At 68.6% G+C, this 14,864-nt stretch carries 15 protein-coding genes and 1 tRNA gene; 4 read left to right on the top strand and 12 right to left on the bottom strand.

Annotated elements, in window-relative coordinates; genetic code table 11:
* Positions 1–167 precede the first annotated feature (167 nt).
* Genes ABIC63_RS09830 through ABIC63_RS09840 form a run of 3 tightly spaced genes read right to left on the bottom strand, consistent with a single transcriptional unit; the run spans position 168 to position 3,071 of the window.
* Complete coding sequence (locus ABIC63_RS09830) at positions 168–1,163, bottom strand: ABC transporter ATP-binding protein (RefSeq protein WP_354319608.1); 996 nt, start codon at positions 1,161–1,163, stop codon at positions 168–170.
* Between the two features lie 58 nt (positions 1,164–1,221).
* Positions 1,222–2,115 carry an ABC transporter permease gene (locus ABIC63_RS09835; protein ID WP_294377568.1) on the bottom strand — a complete coding sequence of 298 codons (894 nt, stop codon included), beginning with the start codon at positions 2,113–2,115 and terminating at the stop codon, positions 1,222–1,224.
* Positions 2,112–3,071 carry an ABC transporter permease gene (locus ABIC63_RS09840; protein WP_354319609.1) on the bottom strand — a complete coding sequence of 320 codons (960 nt, stop codon included), beginning with the start codon at positions 3,069–3,071 and terminating at the stop codon, positions 2,112–2,114. Before ABIC63_RS09840 ends, ABIC63_RS09835 begins: the two co-directional genes overlap by 4 nt.
* 101 nt (positions 3,072–3,172) lie before the next feature.
* Here ABIC63_RS09840 and ABIC63_RS09845 point away from each other — a divergent pair, with 101 nt between their 5' ends.
* Positions 3,173–3,451 carry a YfhL family 4Fe-4S dicluster ferredoxin gene (locus tag ABIC63_RS09845; RefSeq protein WP_354319610.1) on the top strand — a complete coding sequence of 93 codons (279 nt, stop codon included), beginning with the start codon at positions 3,173–3,175 and terminating at the stop codon, positions 3,449–3,451.
* Between the two features lie 21 nt (positions 3,452–3,472).
* Here ABIC63_RS09845 and ABIC63_RS09850 read toward each other — a convergent pair whose 3' ends face one another.
* The 8 genes from ABIC63_RS09850 to ABIC63_RS09885 form a co-directional block, all read right to left on the bottom strand.
* Entirely contained in the window at positions 3,473–3,979 is a 507-nt protein-coding gene (locus ABIC63_RS09850) for a hypothetical protein (RefSeq protein WP_354319611.1), read from the bottom strand.
* Between the two features lie 28 nt (positions 3,980–4,007).
* The gene (gene pth / locus ABIC63_RS09855) at positions 4,008–4,637 is read right to left on the bottom strand and encodes an aminoacyl-tRNA hydrolase (RefSeq protein ID WP_354319612.1); all 630 of its coding nucleotides are present in this window, start codon (positions 4,635–4,637) and stop codon (positions 4,008–4,010) included.
* Between the two features lie 141 nt (positions 4,638–4,778).
* A complete protein-coding gene (locus ABIC63_RS09860; RefSeq protein WP_017758154.1) occupies positions 4,779–5,411 on the bottom strand; it encodes a 50S ribosomal protein L25/general stress protein Ctc in 633 nt (210 codons plus the stop codon).
* Positions 5,412–5,537: 126 nt separating this feature from the next.
* A complete protein-coding gene (locus tag ABIC63_RS09865) occupies positions 5,538–6,512 on the bottom strand; it encodes a ribose-phosphate pyrophosphokinase (RefSeq protein ID WP_017758153.1) in 975 nt (324 codons plus the stop codon).
* Between the two features lie 54 nt (positions 6,513–6,566).
* Positions 6,567–6,643, bottom strand: a tRNA-Gln gene (locus ABIC63_RS09870).
* A gap of 70 nt (positions 6,644–6,713) precedes the next feature.
* Positions 6,714–7,583 carry a 4-(cytidine 5'-diphospho)-2-C-methyl-D-erythritol kinase gene (gene ispE, locus ABIC63_RS09875; protein WP_354319613.1) on the bottom strand — a complete coding sequence of 290 codons (870 nt, stop codon included), beginning with the start codon at positions 7,581–7,583 and terminating at the stop codon, positions 6,714–6,716.
* On the bottom strand, positions 7,580–8,080 hold the full coding sequence (locus ABIC63_RS09880; RefSeq protein ID WP_294371802.1) for an outer membrane lipoprotein LolB: 501 nt from the start codon (positions 8,078–8,080) through the stop codon (positions 7,580–7,582). Before ABIC63_RS09880 ends, ispE begins: the two co-directional genes overlap by 4 nt.
* Positions 8,077–9,846, bottom strand: a complete 1,770-nt coding sequence (locus ABIC63_RS09885; protein WP_354319614.1) for a tetratricopeptide repeat protein — start codon at positions 9,844–9,846, stop codon at positions 8,077–8,079. Before ABIC63_RS09885 ends, ABIC63_RS09880 begins: the two co-directional genes overlap by 4 nt.
* 81 nt (positions 9,847–9,927) lie before the next feature.
* Here ABIC63_RS09885 and mutM point away from each other — a divergent pair, with 81 nt between their 5' ends.
* From mutM to mutY, 3 genes are all read left to right on the top strand, one after another.
* Entirely contained in the window at positions 9,928–10,743 is an 816-nt protein-coding gene (mutM, locus tag ABIC63_RS09890; protein WP_354319789.1) for a bifunctional DNA-formamidopyrimidine glycosylase/DNA-(apurinic or apyrimidinic site) lyase, read from the top strand.
* 100 nt (positions 10,744–10,843) lie between these two features.
* Positions 10,844–12,814: a dynamin family protein gene (locus tag ABIC63_RS09895; RefSeq protein WP_354319615.1), complete on the top strand. Its 1,971-nt coding sequence runs from the start codon at positions 10,844–10,846 to the stop codon at positions 12,812–12,814.
* A gap of 29 nt (positions 12,815–12,843) precedes the next feature.
* Positions 12,844–13,914: an A/G-specific adenine glycosylase gene (gene mutY, locus ABIC63_RS09900; protein WP_354319790.1), complete on the top strand. Its 1,071-nt coding sequence runs from the start codon at positions 12,844–12,846 to the stop codon at positions 13,912–13,914.
* A 65-nt stretch (positions 13,915–13,979) separates the two neighbouring features.
* Here mutY and rapZ read toward each other — a convergent pair whose 3' ends face one another.
* The gene (rapZ, locus tag ABIC63_RS09905) at positions 13,980–14,861 is read right to left on the bottom strand and encodes an RNase adapter RapZ (RefSeq protein ID WP_294371796.1); all 882 of its coding nucleotides are present in this window, start codon (positions 14,859–14,861) and stop codon (positions 13,980–13,982) included.
* Positions 14,862–14,864 lie beyond the last annotated feature (3 nt).

A 14,864-nucleotide genomic window follows, 5' to 3' on the forward strand; every position in this document is an offset into this window, starting at 1 on the left:
GCCGCGCGCAAGCGCGGCTGCGATCATCCGCACGCAGTGCGCATATTGGCTCGCGCCTGGACTCGTGTGCTCTGGCGTATCTGGACCGATGGCTGCGCCTACGACCCCGCCGTCCATTCCAGCGCTTGTCGCATCGAAATTTCTCAAGAGGGTTGACACCGGATGTCTCATGCCTCGACTCCTTCGGCCGCAGCCGCAGCAACGGCCTCCAGCCGCAGGCAGCGCACCGCATGGTCGCCCGGCAGCGGCGTCGGCGGCACCGGCGTCGTGTGGCAATAGTCTTCGGTGAAACTGCAGCGGCCCGCGAACGGGCAGCCGGCCGGCAGGTCGACCAGCTCGGGCACGCTGCCGCGGATGGTGGCCAGCCGGCCCCCGCGCGGTGCGCCCAGCACCGGCCGGGCGGCGAAAAGCCCCTGGGTGTAGGGATGCGCCTTGGCCGCGAACACCGAGGCTGTCGGTCCGCTTTCGACCACGCTGCCGCCATACATCACCAGCATGCGCTGGACGTTGTTGGCGATCACGCCCAGGTCGTGCGAGATGAGGATCAGGCCCATGCCGCGCTCCTTCACCAGGTCCTGGATCAGATCGAGGATCTGCTTCTGGATGGTCACGTCCAGCGCGGTGGTGGGCTCGTCGGCGATCAGCAGGTCGGGCCCGCAGGCCAGCGCCATGGCGATGCCGATGCGCTGGCGCTGGCCGCCGGAAAACTGGTGCGGATAGGCGTCCAGCCGCGAGGCTGCATCGGGAATGCCCACGCGGTCGAGCAGGGCCAGCACTTCCTTGCGCGCCTCGGCCTTCGACAGGCCGCGGTGCAGCCGCAGCGGCTCGCCCACCTGGCGGGCGATGGTGTGCACCGGGTTCAGCGCCGTCATCGGCTCCTGGAACACCATGCCGATGCGGTTGCCGCGGAGGGCGCACATCGCCTTCTCGGGCAGGCCCACGAGTTCCTGGCCGTCGAAGCGGATGCTGCCGGTCACGCGTGCGGTGTTGGGCAGCAGGCCCATCAGTGCCATCACGGTGATGGACTTGCCGCAGCCGGATTCGCCAACGATGCCGAGCGTCTCGCCGCGCTCCAGCGAGAAGGAGATGCCGCGCACCGCTTCGGCCGGGCCGCGGTGGGTCTGCAGGCCGATGTGCAGGTCGTTGACGTCGAGCAGGGCCATGGTCAGCGCGCCGCCCGGTGCAGGCCGGGCGCGTAAAGGAAGGCGAAGGGAATGCGGTTCATCGTGCGCGGGCCAAGCGGGGATCGAGCAGGTCACGCAGACCATCGCCCATCAGGTTCAGGCCGAGCACCGCCATGGCGATGGCGGCGCCGGGCCACACGGCCAGCAGCGGCTGCTGGAACATCAGCGTCTGCGCCTCGCTCAGCATTCGGCCCCAGGAGGGCTGCGGCGGCTGCGTGCCCAGGCCCAGGTACGACAGCGCGGCCTCGGCCAGGATGGCGATGGCGAAGCGGATGGTGATCTGCACGATCAGCACCGCCGAGATGTTGGGCAGCACGTGCTGCATCGTGATCGCGAACGGCCCCTTGCCGCAGGCCTGCGCCGCGGCGATGTACTCGCGCGACCACACGGCATTGGCCGAGGCGCGCGTGATGCGCGCAAAGATCGGGATGTTGTAGATGCCGATGGCGATGATGGCGTTGACGATGCCCGCGCCGAACACGGCCGTCAGCATGATCGCCAGCAGGATCGCCGGGAAGGCCAGCGAGAAGTCGGTCAGGCGCATGATGGCCTCCTCGACCCAGCCGCGTTTTGCCGCTGCCAGCAGGCCCAGCGCGGTGCCAGCCACCAGGCCGATGCCCACCGCGATGATGCCCACCAGGATCGACGCCCGTGCGCCGACCAGCAGCAGCGAGGCCACGTCGCGGCCGAAGGCGTCCGTGCCCAGCCAGTGCTTTGCCGACGGACCGGCCAGCTTGTTGGCCATGTCCATGTCGTAGGGCGACCAGGGCGTCCACACGAACGAAAGCGCAGCCGCCACGATCAGCGCCAGCGTGAGCACGCCGCCGATCATGAAGCTGCGGTGGCGCAGCGCGCGCTGCCAGAAGCCGTGCCGGCCTGCAGGCCTTGCTGTGGCGGAGGGCGTGGCCGCAGGAATGCCGGCGCTGCTCATATGTCGGAAGCCTTGATGCGCGGGTCGATCACGGCATAGAGCACATCGACCACAAAGTTGACGATCACCACGAAGGCGGCCAGCAGCATCACGCAGTTGCGCACCACGACCAGGTCGCGGTTGCTGATGGCCTGGAAGATCAGGCGGCCCAGGCCGGGCAGGTAGAACACGTTCTCCACCACGATGGTGCCCGCCAGCAGTTCGGAGAACTGCATGCCCATGACCGTGATGACCGGGATCAGCGCATTGCGCAGCACGTGCAGCCACAGCACGGCGCGCTGGCTCACGCCCTTGGCGCGGGCGGTGCGCACGAAGTCCTCGCGCATGACCTCGAGCACCGCCGAGCGCGTGATGCGCGCCAGGATCGCGGCCTGCACCACCGCCAGCGACAGCGCGGGCAGCAGCAGCGACTTCACGCCGTCGAGGATGCCGCCCATGCCTTCGCCCCAGCCATCGAAGCCGCCCGCCGAGAACCACTGCAGCTTCACCGAGAACAGCAGGATCAGCAGGATGGCGAACCAGAAGTTGGGAATGGCGATGCCCACCTGGGTGAGGCCCATCAGGCCCACGTCGCCCAATTGGTTGTGGCGCGCGGCGGCCGTCATGCCCACCAGCAGCGCCAGCACCGTGGTGAGCAGCATCGCCATGAAGGCGAGAGGAATGGTCAGTTGCAGCCGCTCCAGGATCAGCTCAGCCACCGGCGAGCCGTAGGTGTAGCTGTCGCCCAGATTGCCGGTGAGCATGCCGCCCACCCAGTGCCAGTAGCGCGTCCAGGCCGGCTGGTCCAGGCCCAGCTTGGTGGCCAGGGCCGCCACGGCATCGGGCGAGGCATCCGGACCCATCAGCATCTGGGCCGCGTTGCCGGGCAGGATTTCGAGAACGAGGAAGATGATGACGGACGCCCCGATCAGGGTGCCGACCAGCGTCGCCAGACGCTTGAGAAGAAAGAGACTCATCGTGAAAGCTGGGCCCGCGAAGGCAAGCGGCGCAGCATAACCGGACAGGGGAATGATTCACGCGCATGCAACGTGCGTGCCCGCCCAGGGATAATCCGGGGATGGCCTTGATGATCACCGACGAATGCATCAACTGCGACGTCTGCGAGCCGGAGTGCCCCAACGACGCCATCTCGATGGGCGAATCCTTCTACCAGATCGATCCGCACCGTTGCACCGAATGCGTGGGCCACTTCGACGAACCGCAGTGCGTGCAGATCTGTCCGGTGGCGTGCATCCCGGTCAATCCCGCGCATGTGGAGACCCGGCCGATGCTGATGGCCAAGTACGAGCGGCTCACGGCTGCCGTGCCCCTGGAGCCGGCAGCGCCGCAGCGTTGAGCGCCGCGGCACCGGGCCGCGTCACGCCTCCGACTTTTTCTTCTTCTTTTTCTTGGTGCCAGCGGGTGCCTCGCCCGCGGCGCGCGCGCTGAAGTCGCCGCCGACGGTGGCGCGCTTGGGAGCGCGGGGCTTGTTGAGGTGGTTGTCGGCCAGCGCAGACCCGGTGTGCTGGGGCTGCGGATGCTCGAAGACGGCGGGGCGCTGGCCCGTGGCCCGGTCCTCCAGCCGCTCGCGCTCGCGAGCCATGGCGTCCGCGCGGCGCTGGATGCGGTCGGTCTGGGCCTGTGCCTCGCGCGCCTTCTGCGGCGACGACGCTGGCGCCTCGTCGAGCGACCGGCCGTTGTCGCAGGGAATCTGGCTGTAGAGGTTGCCGCAACGCCAGATGGTGCCGCTGCGTGCGGGTTGGGGCTGTTGCGCTGCTGCGGTGGCGCCCAGCAGCGCCGTCAGCAGGACCAGCGTGGCCTGGCGACTCCTGCGGAGCCTGGACTGATCGGTGTGCGCCGTTTGTAGGTGGTGATGGGGTCGCACGGTCTCTCCCTGATCGAAAGTAGGTGGTTTAGCCTGGCGGTTTATCCGCAGGCGCGCTCTCCTGGCGCGGCAGCTTGGGCCGGGGCGGCTTGTGGGTGTGGATCTGCTGCATCGCGGCGGTCATGTCGCCGGCCAGGAGGGTGGGGACCGCCCGCAGGCTGCGGACGATGGCGTCGTCGATGGCTTCGCGCTGTTCGCGCAGCGGCTTCTTCAGCACCCAGTTCACCACTTCGGACTTCACGCCCGGATGGCCGATGCCGATGCGCAGACGCCAGTAGTCGCCGGTGCCGAGCTGGGCGTGGATGTCGCGCAGGCCGTTGTGGCCGGCGTGGCTGCCACCGAACTTGAGCTTGGCCTGGCCGGGCACCACGTCCAACTCGTCGTGCACCACCAGGATTTCTTTCGGCGCGATCTTGAAGAAGCGGGCGAGCGCCGCCACAGACCTGCCCGACAGGTTCATGAAGGTCTGCGGCTCCAGCAGCCAGACCGTCTGGCCGCCCACATTCGTTCGGGCCGCCAGGCCGTGGTAGCTGCGTTCGGGTGCGAGGTGGAGCTTCCAGTCGCGGGCGAGGGCGTCGATCCACCAGAAGCCGGCGTTGTGGCGCGTGTCCTCATACTCGGGCCCCGGATTGCCGAGGCCGACGAAGAGCTTGATCATGGATGGATTATCCCGGCGCCTGGCCGGGCCAAGGAGAGAAGGAGTGGACGATCGGCCCATGAAAAAGGCCCGCGCGAGGCGGGCCTGTTCGAGCCGTGAGGCGGGCGCACCGAAGGTGCGCAGCCTCGGGCGAAGAAGCAATTACTTCTTCTTGCCCTTGCCCTTGGCGGGCTCGGCAGCCGGAGCGGGCGCAGCAGCAGGCGCCTCTTCCTCGACCACAGGCGCCACGGCCGACACGATCACGGGGTTCGGCTTGCCATGGGTGATGGCCTTGGCGCGGCCGGGCAGCTTGATGTCGGCCAGGTGCACGGTACCGCCGGCAGCCAGACCCGACAGATCAACCTCGATGAACTCGGGCAGGTCGGCCGGCAGCACGCTGATTTCGATTTCCGTCATCACGTGGTTCACCAGGTTCTGGTGCAGCTTGACGGCTTCGGACTCTTCCTCACCCTTGAAGTGCAGCGGCACCTTCACGGTCAGGCGGGTACGGGCATCGACGCGCTGGAAGTCCACGTGCTGGACCAGTTGCTTGTACGGGTGGTACTGCACATCGCGCAGCAGCACCTTGGTCACGTTGCCGCCCAGGTCCATCTCGAGGATGGAGGAGTGGAAGGCTTCCTTCTTCAGGGCGTGCCACAGGGCGTTGTGGTCGAGCTCGACCAGTTGCGGCTGGCCTTCGCCACCGTAGACGATGCCGGGCGTCTTGCCCGAATTGCGGAGACGGCGGCTCGCACCCGTGCCCTGCTTGGCGCGCTCGAAAGCGACGAATTTCATAAGTGACTCCTGTGAGGCCTGGGCCGAAGGCCCGCCTCTGTGGCACCCACCGCGACCAGTGCGGTGCCGTTCGACAAAAAGGCGCCGCGAGGGCGCCCACTGAAAGTTCCAGGACCGGAATGTGCCTCAGGCGGCGCTGTCCGAATCCGAGAACAGGCTCATGACCGATTCGCCATTGGCGATACGGTGGATGGTTTCCGCGAAGAGGGGAGCCACGGACAGCTGGCGGATCTTGCCGCAGGCCAGGGCGCCGTCGGACAGCGGGATGGTGTTGGTGACGCAGACCTCATCGAGTGCGCTGCCCTGGGCGATGCGTTCAATGGCGGGACCCGAGAAGACCGGGTGCGTGCAATAGGCGTACACCTTCTTGGCGCCGCGCTCCTTGAGCACCTCGGCCGCCTTTACCAGCGTGCCGGCGGTGTCGATCATGTCGTCCATGATCACGCAGTTGCGGCCTTCGATCTCGCCGATGACGTGCATCACCTCACTGACGTTGGCCTTGGGGCGGCGCTTGTCGATGATGGCCAGGTCGCAGCCCAGTTGCTTGGCGATGGCGCGGGCACGCACCACGCCGCCGACGTCGGGGCTCACCACCATCAGGTCTTCGTAGTTCTTGGTGCGCAGATCGCCCAGCAGAACCGGAGAGGCGTAGATGTTGTCGACGGGGATGTCGAAGAAACCCTGGATCTGGTCGGCGTGCAGGTCCATCGTCAGCACGCGCGATACGCCGACGGTCTGCAGCAGGTTGGCGACGACCTTTGCCGAGATCGGCACGCGCGAGGAGCGCGGGCGGCGGTCCTGGCGGGCATAACCGAAGTAGGGAATCACGGCGCTGATCCGCTCGGCCGAGGCGCGCTTGAGTGCGTCGACCATGATCAGCAGTTCCATCAGGTTTTCGTTCGTGGGCGCGCAGGTGGACTGCACCACGAAGACCTCACGCGCCCGCACGTTCTGGTTGATTTCGACCGTGACCTCGCCATCGGAGAAGCGGCCGACGCGCGCAGCGCCAAGCGAGGTGCCGAGATGCTGAACGATCTCTGCTGCCATGCCCGGGTTGGCATTGCCGGTGAAAACCATGAAGTCAGGATGTGGGGCCTGCATGTGTGCTTCCCGGCGGTCAGAGAGAAAAGGTGGGGCCTGATGCTTTAGAGCATTTGGCAGGGGAGGAAGGACTCGAACCCTCGAATGCCGGAATCAAAATCCGGTGCCTTAACCAACTTGGCGACTCCCCTACACAGGAGGACGGTCCAGTGACCATCCACCGATGAATGTCGCAACCAATCGCGAGCGACTGGTTATTGCCTACGCGGCCCAGCCCTGGAGGGGATGGTGCGCGAGATTGCTGCAGATCCGATATTGCCAACCCTCGGGAAGATCCTTCGAGAGATGATCGATCGGGCCCTGCGGCGCATCGTTCGGCAGCTGCGCGAAGACGGCACTTCCGGAGCCGGTCATCCTGGCGCTGAGGCCTTGTGCATCGAGCCATTGAATGGCCTGACTCACTTGCGGACAGAGCCGCTGGGCAACCGGCTGCAGGTCGTTGTGTCCGAATCGGAAGATTCGTTTGCCGTCCTGAGCAGCGAAGACAGAAACTATAGCAGGTTTTGTGGCCCTGTGAAGATCATCCGCAGAAAAAATATGGCGTGTGTCGAGTCCAGCCTCTGGCTTGAGCACGGCGAAGCGGGCTGCGGGCACCGTCAGCGGAGTGATCTGCTCGCCGATGCCCTCGACCCACGCATTGCGGCCGCGAAGAAAGAAGGGCACGTCGGCGCCGAGCTTGAGGCCGATGCGTTCGAGTTCGGCCAGCGGCAGATCCAACCGCCAGAGCCGGTTCAGCGCCAGGAGGCAGGTGGCCGCATCCGATGAGCCGCCGCCCATGCCCGCCTGCGCCGGTATGCGCTTGTGCACGCCGATGTGGGCACCCTGCTGCGTGCCGGTCGCGCTCTTCAGCGCGCGGGCGGCGCGCAATACGAGATCGTCGGCGGGCAGGGGTTGTCCCAGGTCTTCGCGCGACAGGCCACCGTCCAGGCGCAAGTCCGCATGCAGCGTGTCGCACCAGTCGATCAACATGAACACCGACTGCAGCAGGTGGTAGCCATCTGCACGCCGACCGGTGATGTGAAGGAAGAGGTTCAGCTTGGCAGGCGCGGGCAGGTCATAGAGGGCCTTCACGGCGAAGGGCGCTCGAAGACGACACGCAGCTGCGCGGTGGGCAAGGGGGCATCGCGCGTCGCCTGGAGTCGGCCTTGCGCCACCTGCGACAGTTCGGCCCGCCAGCCCGGGACCGGGGCCGGGCGGCCCTGCAGCCATTCGAACAATGCATCGATGGGCAGCGCCGCGCCGGTCACGGCCTCGGTCAGCGCGGCGATGGAGGCGAAGCGTCGCTGCTGTGCGCCATCGCGCAGCACGGCGGTGCCCGGGCTCCATTGCAAGGCGCCCAGGGTGTTGCCAAGCGGCGTGGTCAGCAAGAGCTCGCCTTGCTCCGGATTGCCGTCCAGCTCGAACACGGCTGCGAAGGACTGCGGCGGGTTGCTGTCGACCGACAGGGACAGACGGCCGCTCCAGTGGCTGCTGCCCGTGTCCGCGCGGCGTGCCGCCTGGGGGGCGGCACAGCCGGCCAGCGCAAGGGTGGCGCCCGCCACGCCGGCCATCAGCACGCGTCGCTTCACAGCTTGACGCGCAGGCGCCGCAGCGTGGCCTGCAGGGTCTCGTTCTCCGCGTCCGCCATGGAGGCCTCGCGCCAGATGCTCAATGCACGGTCGCGTTGGCCCTGCGCCCACAGCACCTCGCCGAGGTGGGCCCCGATCTCCGGATCGGGCCGCGTCTTGTAGGCGCCTTCGAGGATGCGCTGCGCCTCGGCCATATTGCCGAGCCGGAACTCGACCCAACCCAGGCTGTCGGCGATGAAAGGGTCGTTGGGCGACAGTTCCACCGCCTTGCGGATCAGCTGGCGGGCTTCGGGGAGACGGACATTCCGATCGGCGAGCGAATAGCCCAGCGCGTTGTACGCGTTGGCACTGTCCGGCTTGAGGGCGATCACGCGGCGCAGCAGCCGTTCGGTCTCGTCCACGCGGTTGAGCTTCTCGGCCGCCATGGCGAGGTCGTAGAGCAGGTCGGTGTCGTTCGGCGCCTGGGCACTGGCGGCGGCAAGCAGGTCGTACACCGCCTGGTTCATCTTGGCCTCACGCAGCACCTGGGCTTCGGCCTGCAATTGCTGGCGGCGGTCGGCATCCGTGCGTGCGGGCATGCTGCGCACGATTTGGCGTGCCTCGGCGACCTTGCCCTGCTTGGCCAGCAGCATCGCCCGACGCAATTGGGCGGACGCCATGTCCTCGTCGCCCTCCACGCGCGACAGGTACTGTTCGGCGGCGGCGAAATCCTTGCGACGTTCTGCCAACTGGGCGAGCTGCAGGTATGCCTGAGCAATGCCGCGGGCGCGCTCGTCCGCATCGCCCTGGCGGGTGGCGAGGTCCAGGTAGCGCTGCAGGGACGTCTGCGCGGCCGCGTCCTGATGGACTTGCGCCTGCAGGGAGCCGAGCAGCAGCCAGGGATCGGGCAGGTCGGGTCGGCTGCGCGTGAGCGTCTCCATCTGCGCCGTGGCCTCGTCGTAGCGCTGCCCCAGTGCCAGTGCGCGGGCATAGGCCACGCGTGCCTCGGGCAGGGCGTCCTCCTGGCTCAGGTAGCGGCGCACGAGTGCCTCGGCTTCGGGCCGGGACGGATCCATCAGTTCGAGTGCCAGCACGGCAGGCGCGTCGGCCTTCGGGTCGGCGGCGTTGCCCTGCTGGGCAGCCGCCAGGGCGCCGGCGGTGTCGCCCGCGTTCAGGCGCAGACGGCCGACGGCCGCCCAGGCCAGGCCAGCCGAGGGGGCGCCCGCCTTCAGTTCATCCGACAGGCCTTGTTCGAAGGCCTGGGCAGCGGCCTGCTTGTTGGACGCCCGGCTGTAGGCCCTGACGGCGCTCGCAAGGGCTGCGGGGCGCTCCGGCACCGGCGTGGCGGCGAGGTCCGCACGCAGCGGGTCCACGGTCTCGGTCAGGCGGCCCAGCAGGATCAGGATCTGCAGCTCCAGCCGGCGCGGCTCCCGGGCGTCCGGAATGGCCTGTTTCCAGGCACGAACGGCCACCAGGGCGGCTTCGGGCGAGCGGGCGCGCACGGCGACATCGACGGCGCGCTGGAAGAGGGCCGGCTCGCGGGTACGGCGAGCGGAGTCCAGAAGCAGTTGGAAGCCCTCGACCGGATCGCCGTCGCGGGCGTTGAGTTCGCCCAGCAGCACTTCGTAGAACAGCTCGGCCGTCATGGCCGAGGGCTGGGCGGGTTCCGCGGCCGGGGCGGGCGGCGCGGGTGGTGGACCGGGGGGCACCGACTGCGCGGCGGCGCTGAGCGAGGCGAGGGTCAGAACGGCTGTCGCCAGATGGCGCCGGCGGGGCAAGGGACTCATCGAACCATAATAATCCAAGCCTTTGTCCGCATCTGGGGCGAGGGCGATGGTCCGCTGCTCCTGCGCATGCGGCGTGTTCCGATGCCCGAGCTCCCAGAAGTCGAAGTCACCCGCCGCGGTTTTGCCGACCGCATCGCCGGCGGCGTCATCACCGCCCTGCGTGTGGGCAAGCCGCTGCGATGGGCGCTGGAGGTGGATCCGGACGCGCTGGTCGGGCGCACCGTGGTGCAGGTGCGGCGGCGTGGCAAGTACCTGCTGGTCGATCTCGACCGGGGCATGCTGCTGGTGCACCTTGGCATGTCGGGCAGCCTCCGGTTTGCGCCGGCGCTGCCCGAGCCCGGACCGCACGACCACTTCGACCTGACCACCACGCGTGGCACGCTGCGGTTGAACGACCCGAGGCGCTTCGGCGCGGTGATCCACGTCGATGGCGAGGATGCGCCGCTGGCGCGCAAGCTGCTGGGTGGGCTGGGCATGGAGCCGCTCGGCGATGCCTTCGACCTCGGCCGCTTCCACGAAGGTCTCAGAAGACGGCGCGCGCCGGTCAAGCAGGTGCTTTTGGCCGGCGACGTGGTGGTGGGGGTCGGCAACATCTATGCGTCCGAGGCATTGTTCCTTGCCGGCATCCGGCCGACGGTGCCGGCGGTCCGCATTTCACGGCCGCGTGCCGCACGGCTGCATGCCGCCGTCCGCGAGGTGTTGGCGCGTGCGGTCGAGGCGGGCGGCAGCACGCTGCGCGATTTCTCCCACATCGACGGTCAGGCTGGGCACTTCCAGCTGCAGGCCATGGTCTACGGACGGGCAGGCGAGCCCTGCCGGCAGTGCGGGGTGCCGATCCGGCTCCTGCGGCAGGGCCAGCGCTCGACCTATTTCTGTCCGAATTGCCAGAAGGCTTGAGGGCCCTGCGGGCCGGCCTCGCCGGGTGCGACCGCCTTGCCGCTGGGCCGTGAGGGGCATTCGCAACTGTTATATTTTGTAAATTCTTCTGCAGGCGTCCGTGAGCGTTCCTTTCTCCCAGCAGTTCGAGCAGCACGGCGCCTGGCGACGCAGCCTGGCACATCGGCTTCGCTGGCTGGCTTCCTGGCTGGGCGACAACGACCTGCTCGACGACGCCGTGGCGGAGCGGCTGAGGGATGCCGAGTCCCTGATGCGTGACAGCCGGGTCATGGTGGCCTTCGTCGCGGAGTTCTCGCGCGGCAAGTCTGAGCTGATCAACGCCTTGTTCTTTGCGGACTATGGCCGGCGCATCATGCCGGCCAGCGCCGGACGCACCACCATGTGCCCTGTGGAGCTTCGCCATGACGCGGGGCAGGCCCCCGGGCTGCGGCTGCTGCCGATCGACACGCGGCTCGTGCCGACGTCGTTGCAGCAGTGGCGCGAATCGTCCGATGGGTGGACGGAAATTGCCGTGTCGCCCGACGACGGCGAGCAACTCGCGGCCGCCATGCAGAAGGTGGCCGAGGTCGACCGGGTGCCGCTCGAACGGGCCAAGGCGCTGGGCTTCTGGCGCGAGGACGCCGGAGACGACGTCTTGCCCATCGATGGGCATCAGCACGTCGAGGTCCCGCGCTGGCGCCATGCGGTGCTCAACCTTCCGCATCCCCTGCTGGAGCAGGGCCTGGTCATCCTGGACACGCCGGGCCTCAATGCCATCGGCGCCGAGCCCGAACTCACGATGAGCCTGCTGCCCCAGGCCCACGCCGTGCTGTTCATCCTGGGGGCCGATACGGGGGTGACCCGCTCCGACCTCGCCATCTGGCGCGAACACCTGGGCGGGGCCGCACCGGCCGTTGCCTCGCGCATCGTCGCGCTGAACAAGATCGACACGCTGTGGGATTCGCTCAGCGCACCCGGACAGATCGAGGCCCAGATCGAGCGGCAGTGCGCCCTGTCCGCCGACATGCTGGGCGTGCCCCGCCGGCGCGTGCTGCCGGTGTCGGCGCAGAAGGGCCTGCAGGCGCGCATCGCAGGCGATGCACCGCTGCTGCAGGCGAGCCGGCTGCCGGCCCTCGAGGCGCTGCTGGGCCAGGGGCTGCTCGCCGAACGGGAGGCCATCCTGCGCCGCGCCGTGGAGGGCGGGCTGGACGCCGTGCGCGCCGAGGCGCAGCGCATCCTGCGCCTGCGCCAGCGGGAGCTGACGGAGCAGGGCATGGAGCTCGAAGGCCTGCGCGGCAAGAACACCGCCACGCTGCGGCACATGATGCGCCGGGTCGAGCAGGAACAGTCGGAATTCGAGGCGGGCGCCGAACGCGTTTCGGCCCTGCGTGCCGTCCTTGGCAAGCGCATGCGCGAGATGCAGGCCGTGCTCGGCCCGACGGCACTCAGGTCCGACATGGCGCAGTTCGCGCAGGCATTGGGCCGGCCCGGCATCAAGCTGCAGCTTGCGCAGGTCTACGCCCGCACCTTCGACGGGCTGCGCACCAACCTCGGCGATGTGCAGGCCACCATGGCCGAGCTGCAGGCCATGCTGCATGCGGCCTTCCGCCAGCTCAATGCCGAACATGGCTTTGCCCTGCAGGCCCCGGCCGAGCCCGATCTGTCGAAGTACATTGCCGAGATGAGCAGCATCGAGCAGAGCCATCTGCACTACCTCGGCATGGGCAACATCCTGCGCCTCGTGCAATCTGAATTCTGCGAGCGGCTGGCGCAGGCCCTGTCCAGCCGCGTGCGCACCGTCCGCGACGCCGCGCTGGGCGAGATCGAGGACTGGCGCCGCAGCGCCTTCTCCCAGATGGACCGCCAGATGAACGAGCGCCGCGCGACCTATGCCCGGCGCGTGGAGTCGATGGCCCGCGTGCGCGACGCCGCCAGCAGCCTGGACGAGCGCCTGGCGGAACTCGCCGGCCAGGGCGCGCAGCTTCGTGCCCTGGAGCAACGGCTGCGTGATCTCTGCGAGGTGCTCGTCGGCCGCAAGCCCGAGCCTGGCGCCCCGCCGGCTGCCGGCGACACCCAATTGCGCGCGGCGTGAGATCCGCCGCGACCGACGCCGCACCGGTCGTGCGGCAGGCGCGCCAATGCGCCGATGCTTTCTGGCTGCGCCTGGTGACCTGGCAGAAGACGCATGGCCGCAGCAGCCTGCCCTGGCAGAACACCCGAGACCCCTACCGGGTCTGGCTGTCCGAGATCATGCTGCAGCAGACGCAGGTGTCGACCGTGCTGGGCTACTACGAGCGCTTCCTGGCGCGCTGTCCCACGGTGGCGGACCTGGCTGCCGCACCTGAAGACGAGGTCATGGGCCTGTGGAGCGGACTGGGCTACTACAGCCGCGCACGCAACTTGCACCGCTGCGCCCAGGACGTGGTCGCGCGCTTCGGCGGCAGCTTTCCGCACAGCGCCGAACTGCTGCAGACGCTGCCCGGCATCGGCCGCTCCACGGCTTCCGCCATCGCCGCCTTCTGCTTCGGTGAGCGGGTGTCGATCATGGACGGCAACGTCAAGCGCGTGCTCTCGCGCCTGCTGGCCTTCGAGGGCGACCTGGCGAGCAGCGCCAACGAGAAACTGCTGTGGAAGGCGGCCGACGAACTGTTGCCGCCCGAGGGCAACACCGAGGCCATCTCCCGCTACACGCAGGGGCTGATGGATCTGGGCGCCACGGTCTGCCTGCCGCGCCAGCCGCAGTGCCTGATCTGCCCGGTCGAGGCGCTGTGCGAAGGCCGCCGGCAGGGCGATCCGGCGCGGCTGCCCATCAAGACGCGCAAGCTCAAGCGCAGCGCGCAGTCGCTGTGGCTGCTGCTGGCGCGCTCGGCCGACGGGCAGGCGGTGTGGTTGCAGAAGCGGTCGGCCAGCGGCATCTGGGCCGGCCTGCATGCGCTGCCGGTCTTCGACAGCGCCGAAGCGCTGGAGGCGGTCATGCCAGAGGCCTTGCGCTCGGCGTTGCAGCATCTGCCGGCTTTCCTGCATGTGCTCACGCACAAAGACCTGCATCTGCACCCCGTCCAGGTCGACGCGGCGCGCAGCGACATGGCCGGCCTGGAGGGGCGGTGGGTGGCGGCCGAGGACTGGCCGGCGCTGGGCCTGCCTGCGCCGGTGCGTCGGTTGCTGGAAGAGCGCGCCGCCCGGATCGGCTGAGTCCGCCGGGTGGGACCCGGGTCAGGACGCCTCGCCCGGGGCGGCGGAGTTCGGGAGATCAGCGGCTATTCGGCGTCCATCTCGCGGTGCCGCCGCAGCGTCACCCAGCGCTCGCCGAAGGTGCGGGCCAGTTGCTCGACCAGGAAGACCGAGCGGTGCTGACCGCCCGTGCAGCCGATGGCCACGGTGACGTAACTGCGATGGTCGTCCGCGAGTGCGTCCATCCAGTGCTGCAGGAACTGTTCGATGTCGCCGAACATGCGGGCCACCGCATCGTGCTGGCGCAGCCAGTCGATCACGGGCTGGTCGCGTCCGGTCAGCGGGCGCAGCGACGCGACGTAATGCGGGTTGGGCAGCATGCGCACATCGAAGACGTAGTCGGCATCGAGCGGAACGCCGCGCTTGAAGGCGAAGGACTGGAACACCAGGGTCAGCGTGCGCTGCGGCGCCTCGATCAGCGCCTTGATGTAGGTGCGCAGCTGGGCCGGGCGGATCAGGCTGGTGTCGATCAGGTCTGCACCTTCCCGCAATTCGGCCAGCAGTTCGCGCTCCAGCTCGATGGCCTGGATCAGTGCGCGCTCCTGCTCGGGCGCATCGACCCCGCCGTGCTGGCGCGACAGCGGATGCCGTCGGCGCGTCTCCGAATAGCGGCGCACCAGCGCCTCGGTGGTCGCATCGAGGAACAACGAGCGCACGGCCATGCCTTCCTGCCGCAGCGCCGCCAGGCGGATGGGCGCCTTCGACAGCGAGGTGCCGCTGCGCGCATCGATGGCCACGGCCACCAGCGGCGCCTGGTTCTCCTTCTGCAGCCGGATGAAGTCATCCAGCAGCTCGGGCGGCAGGTTGTCGACGCAGTAGTAGCCGGCGTCTTCGAGCGCGGCCAGGGCCACCGACTTGCCGGAGCCGGACATGCCTGTGATCAGCACCAGGTCCATGGAGGGATTCATCGT

Source organism: Pseudacidovorax sp. 1753, assembly GCF_040544975.1.
Lineage (GTDB): Bacteria > Pseudomonadota > Gammaproteobacteria > Burkholderiales > Burkholderiaceae_C > Xenophilus.